The following is a 16101-nucleotide window of genomic DNA, read 5'->3' as shown; positions in this document are numbered from 1 at the left end:
CGTGCAAGCGCCGGCCACGTCCGCCAAGGTGCTAGAATCCTGCTCGGCCGGCGCACCGATGCGCGCACGCGCATCCGCGGCCTCGCGCTGCCCGCCTGTCTCGCCGTAGTTAAATGGATATAACCGGCCCCTCCTAAGGGTCAATTGGTGGTTCGATTCCACCCGGCGAGGCCAGCCCCTTTTCCCGGCGTGCCTGTCCCGCATGAGGACTGGCGCCTGCCCGTGCGTGTGCCTGTTTCCGCGGGGACAGGCACACTGCCGCACGCCGTACTCCTGGTGCCTGTCCCCGCGGGGACAGGCATCCCGTCGTATCCATCCCCGCCGCGACCGGCACCTCCCGCGCCGCGCCGTTCAGCCAATTGCAGGGAAAACCGGTATACGCTGCGACGTCGGCGCGCGGCGATACTCCGCGGCCAGGATGGCCGACAATACGTCCCTAAATTTAATTCACGCAAACTCTTGCGCACCAGTTCAAATTGCTGTTTAAATTTGGCGCGTAACTCCCTAATTCGCCTGGATTTTTTCCGTCCCGACTAAATCCGGCGATTGCAACAATCCCATACAGCCAGACAAGGTTTGCTTACATCATGGCATTTCATTGGACGCGCGCGGTAGCGAGAGCATTGGCGCCCCTGGCGCTGGCGATAGGCGCGCTGCTTCCCTACGCCGCGCACGCCGCCAAAGCCGACCCGTGCAGGACCAACGCCAAGTCGGCCGCCTGCAAGTCCCAGCAGGCCAAGAAGGCCTCGGCCAAGAAAGCCCCCGCCAAGACCGCCTCCAGCAAGAAATCCGCCAGCACCGCCAAGAAGAAATCCGCCAGCAGCAAGAAAACCGCCAGCGCCAAGAAGGGCAGCACGCGCAAATCGACCATCCGCGCCCGCACGCGCACCGCGCGCGCCAGCGCCGCGGCCACGGCCGCCATGCCGCCGGCGGCGGCCTCCCCGGCCGCCGAAGCGGCCGCGCTGCGTTCCAGCACCGCCTACGTACAGGACCTGGAAACCTCCACGGTGCTGTTCGCCAAGAACGAAAACGTGGTGCGCCCGATCGCCTCGATCTCCAAGCTGATGACAGCCCTGGTGGTGGTGGACGCCAACCTGCCGATGGACGAGATGATCGAGATCACCGACGATGATGTCGATACGCTCAAGCACACCACTTCGCGCCTGCGCGTGGGCACGGTGCTCAGCCGCGGCGACATGCTGCACCTGGCGCTGATGTCCTCGGAAAACCGCGCCGCCCACGCGCTGGGCCGCAACTATCCGGGCGGCATGCCGGCCTTCGTCGCCGCCATGAACGCCAAGGCGCGTTCGCTGGGCATGCTGAACACGCACTTCGTCGAGCCCACCGGCCTGTCCAGCGAGAACGTGTCCTCGCCGCGCGACCTGGCCCGCATGCTGCGCGCCGCCTCGCAGCGCCCGCTGATCCACCGCTATTCGACCGACACCGAGTACGAGGTCGAGATCAACAACCGCACCCAGACGTTCCGCAACACCAACCTGCTGGTGCGCAAGCCCGACTGGGACATCAAGGTCTCGAAGACCGGCTTCATCAACGAGGCCGGCGAATGCCTGGTCATGCTGGCGCGCATCAATGGCCGCGACATGGCCATCGTGCTGCTGGATTCGCAAGGCAAGCTGTCGCGCATCGGCGATGCCGTGCGCATACGCCGCATCGTGCAAAACGATGTGGCGATGCTCTGAATACCGCTAGCCCAGCGGCCGGCTGTCGTAGAGGTTGGCGGGCAGGCCGCGCAATACGGCCTGCGCATCCAGCGACCGGATCGGCACCGTGGCATCGGCCGGAATGCGGCCCTCGGCCTGCAGCACCTGGTAGCGCAGGCAGCACACGCGCAGGAACGACGTGAAGTTGGCGGCCTCGCCGCGATACTGCACCAGTTCGTCGTACAGCCGCTCGATCAGCTGCGTGACGCGCATGCCGTCGCGCGCGGCGATTTCCTCCAGCACGTCCCAGAACAATTGCTCCAGCCGCACGCTGGTGGCCACCCCGTGCAGGCGCAGCGAACGGGCCTGCACGGAATACGAGCGCTGGTTGGCGCGGATGAAGATTTCGCACATGAGGATCCCCGGCACGCGGTTGGTGCATGACACCCCCCACTGTACGGCCAGCGGCCGGCAGGCGACAAGCGCGCGCCGGCCGCCCGTATTGGGGTCAGTGCGAAATGCGGGTGCCCAGCACCGCCAGGAACTGCGCCAGCCATGCCGGATGCGCGGGCCATGCCGGGGCGGTGACCAGGTTGCCGTCGGTATGGGCCTGGTCGATGCCGATCTCGGCGTAGGTCCCGCCGGCCAGCCGCACCTCGGGCGCGCAGGCCGGATAGGCCGAGCAGGTGCGCCCCTTCAGGATGCCCGCGGCGGCCAGCAATTGCGCGCCATGGCAGACGGCGGCGATGGGCTTGCCGGCCTGGTCGAAGTGGCGCACGATGTCCAGCACCCGCTCGTCCAGGCGCAGGTACTCGGGCGCCCTGCCCCCGGGAATCACCAACCCGTCGTAGTGCTGCGGCTCGACCTTGGCGAAGTCATGGTTGAGGGTGAAATTGTGGCCGCGCTTTTCGCTGTAGGTCTGCGCGCCCTCGAAGTCGTGGATGGCCGTGGCGACCGTGTCGCCCGCCTTCTTGTCGGGGCAGACGGCATGCACCGTGTGCCCGACCGCCAGCAGCGTCTGGAACGGCACCATGGTTTCATAGTCCTCGGCGTAATCGCCCACCAGCATCAGCAGCTTCTTGCTCATCGTCGTCTCCATGGAAAGGAGCCGGCCGCCGTAACGCGCCGGCCTGGTCATGCGACGATTGTGGACGCGCGCGCGCCGGCGCGGGTGGTAAGGGGATACCGCGCCCGGATGCGGCGCCGTTACGGCAAGGCCACCTGCACGGCGCGCGCGCCCAGCAGGTCGACCAGCGCCTGCGGCGCGATGCCGACCAGGTAGCCGCGGCGCCCGCCATTGACGTAGATCTGCGGAAAATCCAGCACGCTGGCCTCGACCCACACCGGCATGCGCTTGCGCGTGCCGAAGGGCGAGGTGCCGCCGACCTGGTAGCCGGAGTGGCGCTGCGCCACCTCGGGCTGGCATGGCGCGACCTTTTTCAGGCCGGCCTGGCGCGCCAGGTTCTTGGTGGACACCTCGCGATCGCCGTGCATCAGCACCACCAGCGGATGGCCGCCCTCGTCTTCCATGATGAGCGTCTTGACCACGGCGTGCGGATCCAGGCCCAGCTGGCGCGCCGCCTCGCCGGCGCCGCCATGGTCGACGTAATCGTAGGTATGTTCGGTGAACGCCACCTTGCGCTGGCGCAGCAGCTGGGTGGCGGGCGTTTCGGAAACGTGGCGGTTCTTGCTCATGGCGGATGGACGCTCAGGCGCGCGGATGATGGGCGGCATGCAGCGCCTTCAGGCGTTCGCACGCCACATGCGTGTAGATCTGGGTGGTGGAAATGTCGGCATGGCCCAGCAGCATCTGCACCACGCGCAGGTCGGCGCCGTGATTGAGCAGATGCGTGGCGAACGCATGGCGCAGCACGTGCGGCGACAGCGGCGCGCGGATATCGGCCGCCAGCGCGTATTTCTTGACGAGCTGCCAGAAGGCCTGGCGCGACATCGGCTCGGCGCGCGCCGTCACGAACAGCGCATCGGCCACGCGCGCGCCCAGCAGCTCCGGGCGGGCGCTGCCGGCATAGCGCTCGATCCAGTGCGCGGCTTCGGCGCCCAGCGGCACCAGGCGGTCCTTGCCCCCCTTGCCCATGACGACCCGCACCACGCCTTCGTTGAGGCTGACGTCCAGCGCCTTGACCGAGACCAGCTCGGACACCCGCAATCCGGTGGCGTACAGGGTTTCGAGCATGGCGCGATCGCGCAGGCCGCGCGCGGTGTCCAGGTCCGGCGCCTGCAGCAGCGCGTCGACCTGCGCCTCGGACAGGGTCTTGGGCAGGCGCGGCGGCTGCTTGGCGGTGACCAGCGTCAGGCAGGGATCGCTCGGGGTCAGGCGCTCGCGCAATGCCCAGGCGTAGAAGCGCCGCAGCGCCGCCAGCCGCCGGTTGGCCGTGGTGGCGCGGCTTTCCGCGTGGCGCGCGGCGAACCAGGCCTCGATGTCGCCCTTGCCCGCCTCGCGCAGGCTGTGGCCGGTGGCCAGGCCCGGATGGCAGGCGGGGTTCTCCAGCCATTGCGCGAACGCGCTCAGGTCGCGCCGGTAGGCCGCCAGCGTGTTGGCGGCCAGGCCGTCCTCCAGCCAGACGGCATCGATGAAAGCGTCGAGGTCAGCCTGCGAGGCCAGCGGGGCGGAGGAACTCATGGCGGCATTGTACGCAGGGGCATCCTGGCCGGCGGCGTCATACCGCGCTCTTGAGCCACACCTCGAAGGCCTTGAGCGCGCCGGAGCGCTCGCTGCGCTGCGGATAGCCGAAGTAGTAGCCCTGGCTGACCGACAGCGCCTGCGGCACGGGCATCACCAGCGTGCCGGCGTCCAGCGCGTCCTGCACCAGGAAGCGCGGCATCAGCCCCACGCCCAGTCCGGCCTGCACCGCGGCCAGCATCATGGTGAACAAGTCGTAGCGCGGGCCGCCGGCGGCCTGCGGCCCGTAGGCGTACTGGTTGGCGGCGTACCACTGGCGCCAGGCGTCCGGACGCGAATACAGGTGCAGGTGCATCATGCCGCCCAGCGCGCCGTCGAAGGGCTGGTCCTTGAACTGGAACGGCAGCGTGCGCACCGACAGGCTGACGGTGATGTCGGGCTGGACGCGCTGGAAATCGGCCAGGCGTGGGATCAGCCAGGTGGTGGCCAGCGTGGGCACCACCGCGATGTGGATGCTGCGGCCCATGCCGGTGCGACTGACCAGCCCGAACGTGTCCTTCTCGATCTGGTCCAGGTGGTGGCGGATGCGGCCGGCATACTCGGCGCCGTGGTCGGTCAGCACGATGCGGCGGCGCACGCGCGTGAACAGCTGCACGCCCAGGCGGCCCTCCAGGCTGGCCACCTGGCGATAGACCGCGCTGTGCGTCAGCGACAGCTCTTCGGCGGCGCGCGAGAAGCTGCCCAGCCGCGCCGTGGCCTCGAAGGCCTGCAAGGCGCTCAAATTAGGGATACCGTTACGCATTGGGCTCTGTCCTGGAAGCCGGTCGCCGAAAAAGGCCGGCGCTTGGTGCAATGCAACACGCAACAACTTTCCGGCACGTCAATAGATTGTGCAATTTTATCAATTGCTTTGTGCAAGTGAGGAACATTATGCTCAGCGATCACACCCCCGGCGAATCATGACTACTGCTAATCACTCCACCCCCGCATCCCGCCTCGGCGGCCATATCCTGGTCGACCAGCTGGCCGCCCATGGCGTCAAGCATGTGTTCTGCGTGCCGGGCGAAAGCTACCTGGCCGTGCTCGACGGCCTGCACGACGCCAGCATCGACGTCACCGTGTGCCGCCAGGAAGGCGGCGCGGCCATGATGGCCGACGCCCACGGCAAGCTGACCGGCGAGCCGGGCATCTGTATGGTCACGCGCGGCCCCGGCGCCTCCAACGCGCTGGCCGGCGTGCACATCGCCAAGCAGGACTCCACGCCCATGATCCTGTTCGTGGGCCAGATCGAGCGCGGCATGCGCGAGCGCGAAGCCTTCCAGGAGATGGACTATCGCGCCGTGTTCGGCACCCAGGCCAAGTGGGTGACCGAAATCGACCAGGTCGAGCGCATTCCCGAACTGATTTCGCGCGCCTTCCACGTGGCGACCTCCGGACGTCCGGGGCCGGTGGTCATCGCGCTGCCCGAGGACGTCCTGGTCGAAACCGCCAGCGTGCCCGATGCGCCGCGCTATGAGGTGATCGACGCCGCGCCGGCCGCCGGCCAGATGGACCAGCTGGCGCAAATGCTGGCGCAGGCCAAGGCGCCGGTGGCGATCCTGGGCGGCTCGCGCTGGAATGCCCAGGCGGTGCAGCAATTCGCCGATTTCGCGCAGCGCCACGCCTTGCCGACCGCGGTGTCGTTCCGCCGCCAGATGCTGTTCCCGGCCGACCACCCCTGCTTCATCGGCGACGTCGGGCTGGGCATCAACCCGGCGCTGCTCAAGCGCATCGGGGAGGCCGACCTGGTGCTGATGGTGGGCGGCCGCATGTCGGAAAACCCCAGCCAGGCCTACACCCTGCTGGATATCCCGGTGCCGCGCCAGAAGCTGGTGCACGTGCATCCGGACAGCGCCGAGCTGGGCCGCGTCTACCGCGCCAACCTGGCGATCAACACCTCGCCGGCGGCGTTCTGCGCCGCGCTGGCGCAAGCGAACGGACCGTCCCAGCCGGCCTGGGCCGACGATACGCAGGCCATGCGCGCGAGCTATCTGCAATGGAGCGACCCCGCCGCCATCCGCACGCCCGGCGCGCTGCAACTGGGCGAAGTGATGGCGTTCCTGGAAAAGACCTTGCCGGCCGACGCCATCATGGCCAACGGCGCGGGCAACTACGCCACCTGGCTGCACCGTTTCCACCGTTACACGCGCTACGGCACGCAATTGGCCCCGACCTCCGGCTCGATGGGCTATGGCCTGCCCGCCGCGGTGGGCGCCAAGCGCATCTGGCCGCAGAAGACTGTGGTCTGCTTCGCCGGCGACGGCTGCTTCCTGATGCATGGCCAGGAATTCGCCACGGCGGTGCAGTACGACCTGCCCATCGTGGTCGTGCTGATCGACAACGGTATGTACGGCACGATCCGCATGCACCAGGAGAAGCACTACCCCGGCCGCATTTCGGCCACGAGCCTGAAGAACCCCGACTTCGCCGAGTACGCGCGCGCCTTCGGCGGCCACGGCGAACGCGTCGAGACCACCGAGCAGTTCGCGCCGGCCTTCGAGCGCGCGCTGGCCAGCGGCAAGCCCGCCATCCTGCACTGCCTGATCGACCCGGAAACCATCACGCCGTCGACCACGCTGGAGAAAATCCGCGCCGCGGCCCTCAAGGCACAGTAAGCGTGCGGACGCGGCGATGCCGCGCCCGCATATCCACGATCCGGATTTGAGTTTTTCGTATCTACACTGGAGTACCCGCATGTCCTCGACGCCCTCGTTCCACTGGCAAGATCCCCTGTTGCTCGACCAGCAACTGACCGAAGAAGAGCGCATGGTGCGCGACGCCGCCGTGGCCTACTCGCAAGACAAGCTGGCGCCGCGCGTGCTGGAAGCCTTCCGCCACGAAAAGACCGACCCCGCCATCTTCGCCGAAATGGGCGAACTGGGCCTGCTGGGCGCCACCATCCCCACCGAATACGGCGGCGCCGGCCTGAACTACGTCTGCTACGGCCTGATCGCGCGCGAAGTCGAACGCGTCGATTCCGGCTACCGTTCGATGATGAGCGTGCAGTCGTCGCTGGTGATGGTGCCCATCAATGAATTCGGCAGCGAAGCGCAGAAGCGCAAGTACCTGCCCAAGCTGGCCGCCGGCGAGTGGATCGGCTGCTTCGGCCTGACCGAGCCCAACCATGGCTCGGACCCCGGCGGCATGGAAACCCGCGCCACCAAGACCCCCGACGGCTACAAGCTGACCGGCAACAAGATGTGGATCACCAACTCGCCCATCGCCGACGTGTTCGTGGTGTGGGCCAAGTGCGTGGGCGGCGACTTCGACGGCAAGATCCGCGGCTTCATCCTGGAAAAGGGCATGAAGGGCCTGTCGGCGCCGGCCATCCATGGCAAGGTCGGCCTGCGCGCCTCCATCACCGGCGAAATCGTGATGGACGAAGTGGAAGTGTCCGAAGAGCAGATGATGCCCGGCGTGTCCGGCCTGAAAGGCCCGTTCACCTGCCTGAATTCGGCGCGCTACGGCATTGCCTGGGGCGCGCTGGGCGCGGCCGAGGCCTGCTGGCACACCGCCCGCCAGTACACCATGGACCGCAAGCAGTTCGGCCGCCCGCTGGCCGCCAACCAGCTGATCCAGAAGAAGCTGGCCGACATGCAGACCGAGATCACGCTGGGCCTGCAAGGCTGCCTGCGCCTGGGCCGCATGAAGGACGAAAGCACCGCCGCGGTCGAGATCACCTCGATCATGAAGCGCAACTCGTGCGGCAAGGCGCTGGACATCGCCCGCCTGGCGCGCGACATGCTCGGCGGCAACGGCATCTCCGACGAATTCGGCGTCGCCCGCCACCTGGTCAACCTCGAAGTCGTCAACACCTACGAAGGCACGCACGACGTGCACGCCCTCATCCTCGGTCGCGCCCAGACCGGACTGCAAGCCTTCTACTAAACCCCGCGTGCCTGTCCCCGCAGGGGGACTGGCACCGGCAAACTTCCACCCCGCGTGCCTGTCCCCACACGTGGACTGGCACCGGCAAACTTCCCCGCGTGCCTGTCCCCACACGGGGACAAGCACCGGCAAACTTCCACCCCGCGTGCCTGTCCCAATCCGCGAAGTGCCTGTCCCCACACGGGGACTGGCACCGGCCGAGCCGCGGCCCTTGCGCGAAGGCCGCCCCCCTACGAATCCCCGCTCAGGTCGAACAGGCTGGTAGCGTCGAGTTCGAGCACGGTTTCGCCGTGCTGGTTGTCCACCACCCAGACCCAGTTGACAATGCCCAGGTCGTTGCGCGAAGCGGAAACGCGCGCGCCCTGCACGCGCGCGTGCAGGGTCAGGGTGTCGCCGGGGCGCACCGGCACGCGCCAGCTGACCTCGCCCAGGCCGGGCGAGCCGAACGATTCGGAGTCGTGCAGGATGGCGTCGACCGCCATGCGCATGGCCAGCGCGCAGGTGTGCCAGCCGCTGGCGATCAGGCCGCCCCAACGGCCTTCGGCGGCGCGCTGGACGTCGGTGTGGAACCATTGGGGATCGAACTTGCGCGCGAACTCCAGGATCTCTGCCTCGGTCACCTGGAGCGGGCCGCCGGTGATCACCATACCGGCACGCAGATCCGCGAATTTCATGGAACGTCCTTGCTGAAAGGCAGCGGGCAGCCCGTGGCTGCCGAGCCGCGCCAATGCAGCAGGATAGACCAAACGCGCCGCCCGCGTGTTGCGCGGCGGCATCGCGCCCGGCGTGCCGGGCGCGATGCGTGGATCAGATCACGGCTTCGATCAGGAAGGGCCCCTTGCGGGCCAGCGCCGCGCGCATGGCCTGGGTGAAGCCTTCGACCGTATCGACCCGCACGGCTTCCACGCCCAGGCCCTGCGAGACCTGCACCCAGTCGATATGGGGATCGACCAGGTCCAGCATGCGCTTGGCGTTCTCGCCCGGCTGGATCACGCCGACGTTCTTCATTTCGCCATGCAGCGTGGCGTAGGTGCGGTTGGCGTAGATGATGGTCAGGCAGTCCAGCCGTTCGCGCGCCTGCGTCCACAGCGCCTGCACCGTGTACATGCCGCTGCCGTCGGCCTGCAGCAGCACGACCTTGCGGTCCGGGCAGGCCACGGCCGCGCCGGTGGCCAGCGGCAGGCCGATGCCGATGGCGCCGCCGGTCAGCTGCAGCCAGTCGTGCGGCGCGGAATGCACGCTGTAGATGCCGAACTCGCGCCCCTGGGTGATCGATTCGTCGCAGACAATGGCGTTGTCCGGCAGCAGCGCGGCCGCCACGCGGTTGACGGCGGCGCTGGTCAGGCGGCCCTCGGCGGGCACGGCCTCGGTCAGCGCGGCCGGCCGGGTCTGCGGCGCATCGGCGGGAATGCCCAGCTCGTCGGCCAGCCATTCCAGCGCGTGGTGCAGGTCCTGCTCCGGTTCGGCCAGCACGATCTGGTCGCACTCCTGCGGCGCCAGCAGGCTGGGCTTGCCCGGGTAGGCGAAAAAGGCCACCGGCGAGCGCGAGCCGACCAGGACCAGGTGGCGCACGTCCTTGAGAAAGGCCATGGCCAGGTCGACCGGGTACGGCAGGCGAACCACGGGCGGACGATTGGCGCCGCGCTCGGTGCGGCGGCTGGAGGTTTCGGCGGCCAGCCGCACGCCGGTGGCGTGCGCGATGCGGCCGGCTGCGGCCAGCGCGCGGCCGCGCAGCGCGGCCCCGCCCAGCAGCAAGGTGGTGACCTGGCCGCTGCGGATGGCCTGGGCGGCGGCGCGGATGGCCTGGGCGTCGGCCTGCGCCTGCGGCGCCTGGCGCACCGGCTGCGGCGCGGGCGTATCGTCGGGCAGGTCGGTCCAGGCGGCGTCGGCCGGCAGGATCAGGGTCGACACATTGCCCGGCTCCTGGCGCGCCACCTGAATGGCCTCGCTGGTCTGCGCGGCCACCGAGGCGGCATCGCGGATGCGTCCCACCCAGTGCGACATGGGCTGCGCCACGGCTTCGACGTCGCTGGTCAGCGGCGCGTCGTACTGCACGTGGTAGGTGGCATGGTCGCCGACCACGTTGACCATGGGCGTACGGGCGCGCTTGGCGTTGTGCAGGTTGGCCAGCCCGTGCCCAGGTCCGGCCCCAGGTGCAGCAGCGTCGCCGCCGGCTTGTCGGCCATGCGCGCGTAGCCGTCGGCGGCGCCGGTCACGACCCCTTCGAACAGCCCGAGCACGCAGCGCATGCGCGGCTTGCGGTCCAGCGCGGCCACGAAGTGCATTTCGGACGTGCCGGGATTGGCAAAACAGACATCGATGTCATTGGCAAGCAGTGTGTCGCAAAGGCTGTCGGCGCCGTTCATAGTCTACGCAGAGGAAAAGGGTCAATGGGAAGAGGGACATCATAGGCATAGAGCGCGCCAGGGGCTAGAACCATTTGCCGCCCCAGCCATGGAACCACTGCCGCGCGGGCGCGCGCGGCAGGCCGGGCTCAACCCAGGATCTGTCCCAGGAATGCCTGCGCCCGGCCGCTGCGCGGCGCGCTGAAGAAACGCTCGGGCGTATCGGACTCGACGATGCTGCCGCCATCCATGAACACGACCCGGTCGCCGACTTCGCGGGCGAAACCCATTTCATGCGTGACGCAGATCATGGTCATGCCGTCGCGCGCCAGCTCGACCATGGTGTCGAGCACTTCCTTGACCATCTCGGGATCCAGCGCCGACGTGGGCTCGTCGAACAGCATGATGCGCGGCTGCATGCACAGCGCGCGCGCGATGGCCACGCGCTGCTTCTGCCCGCCCGACAGCTGCCCCGGATACTTGTCGGCCAACTGCGCGATGCGCACCCGTTCGAGAAACTGCATGGCGCGCCGCGCCGCTTCGCCTTCGTCCAGCCCCTTGACGCGCATCGGCGCCAGGGTGCAGTTCTCCAGCACGGTCAGGTGCGGGAACAGGTTGAAGTGCTGGAACACCATGCCGACGTCGGCGCGGATGCGCTCGATATTGCGCAGTTCGCCGTCGAGCGTGATGCCGTTGACGACGATTTCGCCCTTCTCGTGCTCTTCCAGGCGGTTGAGCAGCCGGATGGTGGTGGACTTGCCCGATCCCGACGGGCCGCACAGGATGACCCGTTCGCCCTGGTAGACATCGAGATCCAGGTCCCGCAGCACCTGGAAGTCGCCATACCACTTCGAAACGCCGCGCAGCGTGATGACCGGCGCCGGCTGGTTGCATGCATCCATCGTTCTGATCCTGTTAATGCGCTATGCCTTGGAGATGTCGTGGTTCTCGCCCGCCCCGCTCCAGTAGCCCGGCACCGTCAGGCGCTTCTCCGAGCGGCGGAACAGGTGCGCCAGCACGCTGCACATGGCGAAGTAGATGGCGCCGACCATCGTGTAGACCGTCAGGGCCTGGAAGGTGGCGCCCGCCAGCATTTCGCCGGCGCGCATCAGCTCGTACACGCTGATCACGGCCACCAGCGAGGTTTCCTTGATCAGCACCAGCGCGTAGTTGCCCAGCGCCGGAAACACCGTGCGCACGGCCTGCGGCAGCACCACGCGGCGCAGGCGGTCGACCTTGTTCAGGCCCAGCGCGCGCGCCGCCTCGTACTGGCCGGAATCGACCGACTGGATGCCGCTGCGAAACAGCTCGGCCAGGTAGGCGCCGAAGTTCAGCGTCAGGCCCAGCACGCCGGCCACGAACGCATTGATCACCACCCCCAGCTCCGGCATGCCGTAGTAGATGTAGAACAGCTGCAGCAGCAGCGGGGTGCCCCGGATGATGTCGATGTACAGGCGCGCGCCGCGGCTGAGCACGCGCGACTTGGACAGGCGACATAGGCAGACCAGCAGGCCCAGGGCGACGGCCAGCACCGCCGAACAGAAGAACAGCGCCAGCGTCCACATCGTGCCTTCGGCCAGCGGCGTCAGGTACATGCGCAAGGTTTCGAGATTCATCGTCGCCTCCTGCCGCGCGCGCTTATTTGCTGATGAGGTCGGCCACACCCCACTTGCGCCCGATCTCGGCCAGTTCGCCATTGCGCTTCATCTCGGCCAGCGCGGCATTGACCGCGTCCAGCAGCGCCTTGTTGTCCTTCTGCACCGCCAGGCCCACGTGCCACTTTTTCTGCGGCTGGTACTGCGTGGCCAGCTTCACGCCGGGAATCTTCTTGGTGCGGATCTGGTAGATGATGCTGGGCGGGTCGATGATGCCCAGCTCGATGCGGCCGGCGCGCACATCGGCCAGCAGGGTCGAGTAGTCCTGGTAGGTGGAAACCTTGGTGTCCGGCATGTCCTTGATCATGTTGAACTGCACCGAATCCACCAGCACGCCGATGCGCCGGCCCTGCAGGTCCTCGAAGCGCTTGATGTCGTCGGGGTTCTGCTCGCGCAGCACCAGGCCCTCGCCCCATTCGTACACGGGCGCCGAGAAGTCGATCACCTTGGCGCGCTCGGGCGTGACGAACAACGGCGCCGACATCACGTCCGCGCGGCCGGACGTCAGCGTGGGGATCAGGCCCGAGAACGGCACGTCCTTCAGGTTCATGGCCACGCCCAGGTGCTTGGCGACGGCGGCGCCCACGTCGACCATGATGCCTTCGAGCTGGTTGCTGGCCGGGTTCTTGAAGCCGTGCGGCGGCGCCGACGCGGTGGTCACGACATTGGCGGACTTGGCGGCGCGCACTTCGTCCAGCGTGCGGGCCGCGGCGCTGCCCGCGTGCGCCAGCATGCCCACGGTCGCCAGGATGCCCAGAGCGGCTTTGATCTTCATGTGTATTCCCCTTGTAGCGTGGCGGCTCAGTCCGGCCGCCCTTGCGGATAGGCCTGTACCGCCGCGGCGGCCAGGGCGCAGAATTCTTGCATCACGGAGGCCGCCAGGAACGCCGTCGCGCCGCCCACGTCCTGCGGCGGCGATACGGTATTGACGTCGAAGGCGACGAAGTTCAGGCCGCTCAGGGCCCGCAGCAGGTTCAGACCCTCCTTGGGCGAGAGGCCGCCCCACTCCGGCGTGCACACGCCCGGCGCGCAGGAGGGATCGAAGATATCCATGTCGAAGCACAGGTAGACCGGCCGGTCGCCCAATTGGCCGCGCAGGCGCGCCAGCGTGCCAGCCTGGTCGCGGTCGAAGTCGTCGTACGGGATCACCGTGTAGCCGACTTCGCGGCCGTACTCGATGACGCCGCCCATGAACGAATTGCCGCGCGTGCCTACGTGGAAACTGTGCGAGAGATCGATCAGCCCTTCCTCGGCGGCGCGCGTGAAGGTGGTGGCGGTGTTGTAGCCGGCGATGGGATAGGTGTCGGTGTGCGAATCGAAATGCAGCACGGCCACGCCCGGCCAGCGGCGCGCCACCGCGCGCAGCTGCGGCAGCGTGACCGCGCCGTCGCCGCCCATGGTGATGGGAATGGCGCCGGCTTGCAGCACCTGCGCGACGGCCTGCTCGATGGCCGGATAGGAAGCCTGCGGATCGCCCGGCACGCAGGCCACGTTGCCCAGGTCCAGCAGGCGCAGGAACTCCACCGGGTTGTCCACCCCGGCGCGGCGCGCCAGGTCGTACGGACGCAGCAGGCGCGATTGCTCGCGTATCGCGTCCGGCCCCTGCCGCGCGCCCACCCGGAACGGATGCGTGCCGCAGTCGAACGGAATGCCCAGCACACAGGCCAACGCGGCCTCTCCGGCGGGGCGCCGCGCCGGCACACCCATGAATCCCCCACCTGCCTGGACCACTGCTTCTGTACCCTGCTGCACGACGAGCTCCCGGCTTGCGCCATCAGATAATTTCACACCAGTCGTATCGACTGTCGATACGATCATGTCGTAAATAGATTATCAATGCGCGAAAGATCCGGAAAGCTAGGGTATTCCCCTTGCTCCCCCGTCAAATACCCGAGTGATTTAGTCTGAATTCAGCGCGGATGGCGGGGCCATCCGATAGAACGGCGGCATCACGCCCAGCGTGCGCGAGGCGCTGATCGCATGCGCGGTCTCCAGCACTTGCGGACCGAAAACCGCCTGCGCTTCCTCGAAGCTCCAGCGGCTCGACGGCACCGAGATATTGACCGAGCCGGCCGGGGTGCCGGCGTTGTCCAGGACGGCGGCGCTGATGGTGATGTCGCCGGGATAGTACTCGCCGTTGGAGCGGGCATAGCCATGTTCGCGCGTGAACGCCAGCTCGGCCATCAGGGCGTCCAGGTCGGTCAGCGTCGTGGCGGTGCGCGCCGCGCGCGGGCTTTGCTGCAGCAGGCGGCGCGCGCGGTCGGGCTCGAGTCGGGCCAGCACGGCGCGGCCGGCGGCGGCGCAATACATCGGGATGCGCATGCCCACCGGCATGTGCACGAACATCTGCTTGTGGGTGGCGAAACGCGCCACGTACACCATGTCCAGGCCGTCCGGCTCGGCCAGGCTGCAGGTTTCCTGGCTGGTGCGGTTCAGCGAGTGCAGGAACGGGTTGCCGCCCAGCACCAGCGGGCTGGTCTGGGCATATTGCATGCCCAGTTGCAGCGACTGCGGCGACAGCGAGAATTTCTTGCTGTCCGGATTCTTGCGCAGGTAGCCCAACGTCCACAACGTGTGCGCAAAGCGCTGCGCCGCGCTCTTGGTCAGGCCCGTCGCCTCGGCCAGCTCGGGCAGCGTCATGGCCGGCCGGCCTTCGCTGAACGCCGCGAGCAGCGTCAGGCCGCGCGCCAGCGCGGCCACGAACAGGGGCGAGTCTTCGGGTGCAACGGTGGTCATGGCGGCGGGCAGGAGGCGGAAAGCGCATAGCGTACCGCAATACGGGACGGGCGTATCGCTTGGCGATCTTTCCCGCCCCGCCGCCCTCGCCCTAGCGTATCGGCCAGGGATACATGGCGCCGCCCTGGCTCCAGAGCGCGTTGACGCCACGCTGCAGGCCCAGCCGGCTGTCCTTGCCGACGTTGCGCTCGAAGATCTGGCTGTAGTTGCCCACCGCCTTGATGGCGTTATAGGCCCACTTCTCGTCCAGCCCCATGTTCTTGCCGGCGCCGGGCGTCACGCCCAGGATGCGCAGCACGTTGGGGTTCTTGCTCTTGAGCATCTCGTCGACGTTCTGCTGGGTGATGCCGTATTCCTCGGCCTCCATCAGCGCGAACAGGGTCCAGCGCACGATGCCCAGCCAGTTCTCGTCGCCCTGGCGCACCATGGGGCCGAGCGGCTCTTTCGAGAAGCGCTCGGGCAGGATCTCGAAATCGTCGGGCTTGGCCACTTGCGTGGCGCGCACGGCCGCCAGCTGGGAAGCGTCGTCGGTGAACGCGTCGCAGCGGCCCGACTCGAACGCCCGCACCACCTCCGTGACCTTGTCGATCACGACCGGCGTGAACTTGATGCCATTGGCGCGGAACCAATCGGCCAGGTTGAGCTCGGTAGTGGTGCCCGGCTGCACGCAAATGGTGGCCTCATCGAGCTCCTTGGCGGATTTCACGCCCAGCGCCTTGCGCACCAGCACGCCCTGGCCATCGTAGAAACTGGCCGCCACAGCCGCCAGGCCAAGCGAGGTGTCGCGCGTCTGCGTCAGCGTCACGGTGCGCAGCAGCACGTCGACCTCGCCCGATTGCAGCGCGGTGAAGCGTTGCTGGGTGGACAGCGCCGTGCCCTTGAATTTGCCGGCGTCGCCGAACACCGCGGCGGCGACGGCGCGGCAGATGTCGACATCCATGCCTTCCCATTCGCCCTTGCTGTTGGTGGCGCTGAATCCGGCCACGCCATCGGTCAGCCCGCATTGGACGAACCCTTTCTTCTTGACCGCGTCCAGCGTGGGGCCGGCGTGCGCCGCCTGCGCGCCCAGGGCCAGGGCCAACGCCCCCGCCGCCATTGCAATATGCCGCTTCATAGCCGCTTCTCCTGGTGAGTGC

The 16101-nt window shown here is 68.0% G+C and carries 15 protein-coding genes, 1 tRNA gene and 1 pseudogene; 4 read left to right on the top strand and 13 right to left on the bottom strand.

The features are described 5' to 3' along the window. Nucleotides 1–99: 99 nt before the first annotated feature. Both LK409_RS03980 and pbpG read left to right on the top strand, forming a co-directional pair. Nucleotides 100–174 (top strand) — tRNA-Arg (locus LK409_RS03980). A gap of 413 nt (nucleotides 175–587) precedes the next feature. Continuing rightward, complete coding sequence (gene pbpG / locus LK409_RS03975) at nucleotides 588–1700, top strand: D-alanyl-D-alanine endopeptidase (RefSeq protein ID WP_041937135.1); 1113 nt, start codon at nucleotides 588–590, stop codon at nucleotides 1698–1700. A gap of 6 nt (nucleotides 1701–1706) precedes the next feature. On the opposite strand, the gene LK409_RS03970 is transcribed toward pbpG, so the two are convergent. The 5 genes from LK409_RS03970 to LK409_RS03950 form a co-directional block, all read right to left on the bottom strand. Beyond that, on the bottom strand, nucleotides 1707–2075 hold the full coding sequence (locus LK409_RS03970) for a ribbon-helix-helix domain-containing protein (RefSeq protein ID WP_010930418.1): 369 nt from the start codon (nucleotides 2073–2075) through the stop codon (nucleotides 1707–1709). 94 nt (nucleotides 2076–2169) lie between these two features. Further along, on the bottom strand, nucleotides 2170–2748 hold the full coding sequence (locus LK409_RS03965; protein ID WP_033451572.1) for a DJ-1/PfpI family protein: 579 nt from the start codon (nucleotides 2746–2748) through the stop codon (nucleotides 2170–2172). A 119-nt stretch (nucleotides 2749–2867) separates the two neighbouring features. Further along, nucleotides 2868–3356, bottom strand: coding sequence for a Cys-tRNA(Pro) deacylase (ybaK, locus tag LK409_RS03960; protein WP_003809557.1), 489 nt, complete (start codon nucleotides 3354–3356; stop codon nucleotides 2868–2870). Between the two features lie 13 nt (nucleotides 3357–3369). Further along, nucleotides 3370–4302 (bottom strand): site-specific tyrosine recombinase XerD, encoded by a 933-nt coding sequence (gene xerD / locus LK409_RS03955; RefSeq protein ID WP_010927907.1) that lies wholly within the window; start codon nucleotides 4300–4302, stop codon nucleotides 3370–3372. Nucleotides 4303–4339: 37 nt separating this feature from the next. Next, entirely contained in the window at nucleotides 4340–5104 is a 765-nt protein-coding gene (locus LK409_RS03950; protein WP_041937134.1) for a LysR substrate-binding domain-containing protein, read from the bottom strand. A 157-nt stretch (nucleotides 5105–5261) separates the two neighbouring features. Between LK409_RS03950 and LK409_RS03945 the strand changes: the two genes are divergently transcribed. After that, entirely contained in the window at nucleotides 5262–6956 is a 1695-nt protein-coding gene (locus LK409_RS03945; protein ID WP_033451321.1) for a thiamine pyrophosphate-binding protein, read from the top strand. 79 nt (nucleotides 6957–7035) lie between these two features. Further along, nucleotides 7036–8229 carry an acyl-CoA dehydrogenase gene (locus tag LK409_RS03940; protein ID WP_041937133.1) on the top strand — a complete coding sequence of 398 codons (1194 nt, stop codon included), beginning with the start codon at nucleotides 7036–7038 and terminating at the stop codon, nucleotides 8227–8229. Between the two features lie 230 nt (nucleotides 8230–8459). On the opposite strand, the gene LK409_RS03935 is transcribed toward LK409_RS03940, so the two are convergent. The 8 genes and pseudogenes from LK409_RS03935 to LK409_RS03900 all read right to left on the bottom strand — a co-directional run bounded on the left by LK409_RS03935 (nucleotide 8460) and on the right by LK409_RS03900 (nucleotide 16079). Next, nucleotides 8460–8903 carry a MaoC family dehydratase gene (locus LK409_RS03935; RefSeq protein WP_041937132.1) on the bottom strand — a complete coding sequence of 148 codons (444 nt, stop codon included), beginning with the start codon at nucleotides 8901–8903 and terminating at the stop codon, nucleotides 8460–8462. A gap of 133 nt (nucleotides 8904–9036) precedes the next feature. Then, nucleotides 9037–10595, bottom strand: a pseudogene (locus LK409_RS03930) (acetolactate synthase large subunit). Nucleotides 10596–10723: 128 nt separating this feature from the next. Next, nucleotides 10724–11476, bottom strand: a complete 753-nt coding sequence (locus LK409_RS03925; RefSeq protein ID WP_003809542.1) for an amino acid ABC transporter ATP-binding protein — start codon at nucleotides 11474–11476, stop codon at nucleotides 10724–10726. Nucleotides 11477–11497: 21 nt separating this feature from the next. After that, the gene (locus LK409_RS03920; protein WP_003809541.1) at nucleotides 11498–12190 is read right to left on the bottom strand and encodes an amino acid ABC transporter permease; all 693 of its coding nucleotides are present in this window, start codon (nucleotides 12188–12190) and stop codon (nucleotides 11498–11500) included. Between the two features lie 22 nt (nucleotides 12191–12212). Continuing rightward, the gene (locus tag LK409_RS03915) at nucleotides 12213–13004 is read right to left on the bottom strand and encodes an ABC transporter substrate-binding protein (RefSeq protein ID WP_003809539.1); all 792 of its coding nucleotides are present in this window, start codon (nucleotides 13002–13004) and stop codon (nucleotides 12213–12215) included. Nucleotides 13005–13030: 26 nt separating this feature from the next. Then, complete coding sequence (locus LK409_RS03910) at nucleotides 13031–13936, bottom strand: arginase family protein (protein ID WP_003809536.1); 906 nt, start codon at nucleotides 13934–13936, stop codon at nucleotides 13031–13033. 192 nt (nucleotides 13937–14128) lie between these two features. Beyond that, nucleotides 14129–14965, bottom strand: a complete 837-nt coding sequence (locus LK409_RS03905; protein ID WP_003809535.1) for an IclR family transcriptional regulator — start codon at nucleotides 14963–14965, stop codon at nucleotides 14129–14131. A gap of 91 nt (nucleotides 14966–15056) precedes the next feature. Then, nucleotides 15057–16079, bottom strand: coding sequence for an amino acid ABC transporter substrate-binding protein (locus tag LK409_RS03900; RefSeq protein WP_003809532.1), 1023 nt, complete (start codon nucleotides 16077–16079; stop codon nucleotides 15057–15059). Nucleotides 16080–16101 lie beyond the last annotated feature (22 nt).

This window comes from Bordetella parapertussis, from assembly GCF_020735925.1.
GTDB lineage: Bacteria > Pseudomonadota > Gammaproteobacteria > Burkholderiales > Burkholderiaceae_B > Bordetella > Bordetella pertussis.
The sequence above is the reverse complement of the archived record's forward strand: the minus strand, read 5'-3'. Positions and strand labels throughout refer to the sequence as shown.

What these genes read in the sequence shown, in the direction of transcription:
- pbpG (WP_041937135.1), top strand. Translation starts at nt 588, where the DNA reads ATGGCATTTCATTGGACGCGCGCGGTAGCGAGAGCATTGGCGCCCCTG.
- LK409_RS03970 (WP_010930418.1), bottom strand. Translation starts at nt 2,075, where the DNA reads ATGTGCGAAATCTTCATCCGCGCCAACCAGCGCTCGTATTCCGTGCAG.
- LK409_RS03965 (WP_033451572.1), bottom strand. Translation starts at nt 2,748, where the DNA reads ATGAGCAAGAAGCTGCTGATGCTGGTGGGCGATTACGCCGAGGACTAT.
- ybaK (WP_003809557.1), bottom strand. Translation starts at nt 3,356, where the DNA reads ATGAGCAAGAACCGCCACGTTTCCGAAACGCCCGCCACCCAGCTGCTG.
- xerD (WP_010927907.1), bottom strand. Translation starts at nt 4,302, where the DNA reads ATGAGTTCCTCCGCCCCGCTGGCCTCGCAGGCTGACCTCGACGCTTTC.
- LK409_RS03950 (WP_041937134.1), bottom strand. Translation starts at nt 5,104, where the DNA reads ATGCGTAACGGTATCCCTAATTTGAGCGCCTTGCAGGCCTTCGAGGCC.
- LK409_RS03945 (WP_033451321.1), top strand. Translation starts at nt 5,262, where the DNA reads ATGACTACTGCTAATCACTCCACCCCCGCATCCCGCCTCGGCGGCCAT.
- LK409_RS03940 (WP_041937133.1), top strand. Translation starts at nt 7,036, where the DNA reads ATGTCCTCGACGCCCTCGTTCCACTGGCAAGATCCCCTGTTGCTCGAC.
- LK409_RS03935 (WP_041937132.1), bottom strand. Translation starts at nt 8,903, where the DNA reads ATGAAATTCGCGGATCTGCGTGCCGGTATGGTGATCACCGGCGGCCCG.
- LK409_RS03925 (WP_003809542.1), bottom strand. Translation starts at nt 11,476, where the DNA reads ATGGATGCATGCAACCAGCCGGCGCCGGTCATCACGCTGCGCGGCGTT.
- LK409_RS03920 (WP_003809541.1), bottom strand. Translation starts at nt 12,190, where the DNA reads ATGAATCTCGAAACCTTGCGCATGTACCTGACGCCGCTGGCCGAAGGC.
- LK409_RS03915 (WP_003809539.1), bottom strand. Translation starts at nt 13,004, where the DNA reads ATGAAGATCAAAGCCGCTCTGGGCATCCTGGCGACCGTGGGCATGCTG.
- LK409_RS03910 (WP_003809536.1), bottom strand. Translation starts at nt 13,936, where the DNA reads ATGGGTGTGCCGGCGCGGCGCCCCGCCGGAGAGGCCGCGTTGGCCTGT.
- LK409_RS03905 (WP_003809535.1), bottom strand. Translation starts at nt 14,965, where the DNA reads ATGACCACCGTTGCACCCGAAGACTCGCCCCTGTTCGTGGCCGCGCTG.
- LK409_RS03900 (WP_003809532.1), bottom strand. Translation starts at nt 16,079, where the DNA reads ATGAAGCGGCATATTGCAATGGCGGCGGGGGCGTTGGCCCTGGCCCTG.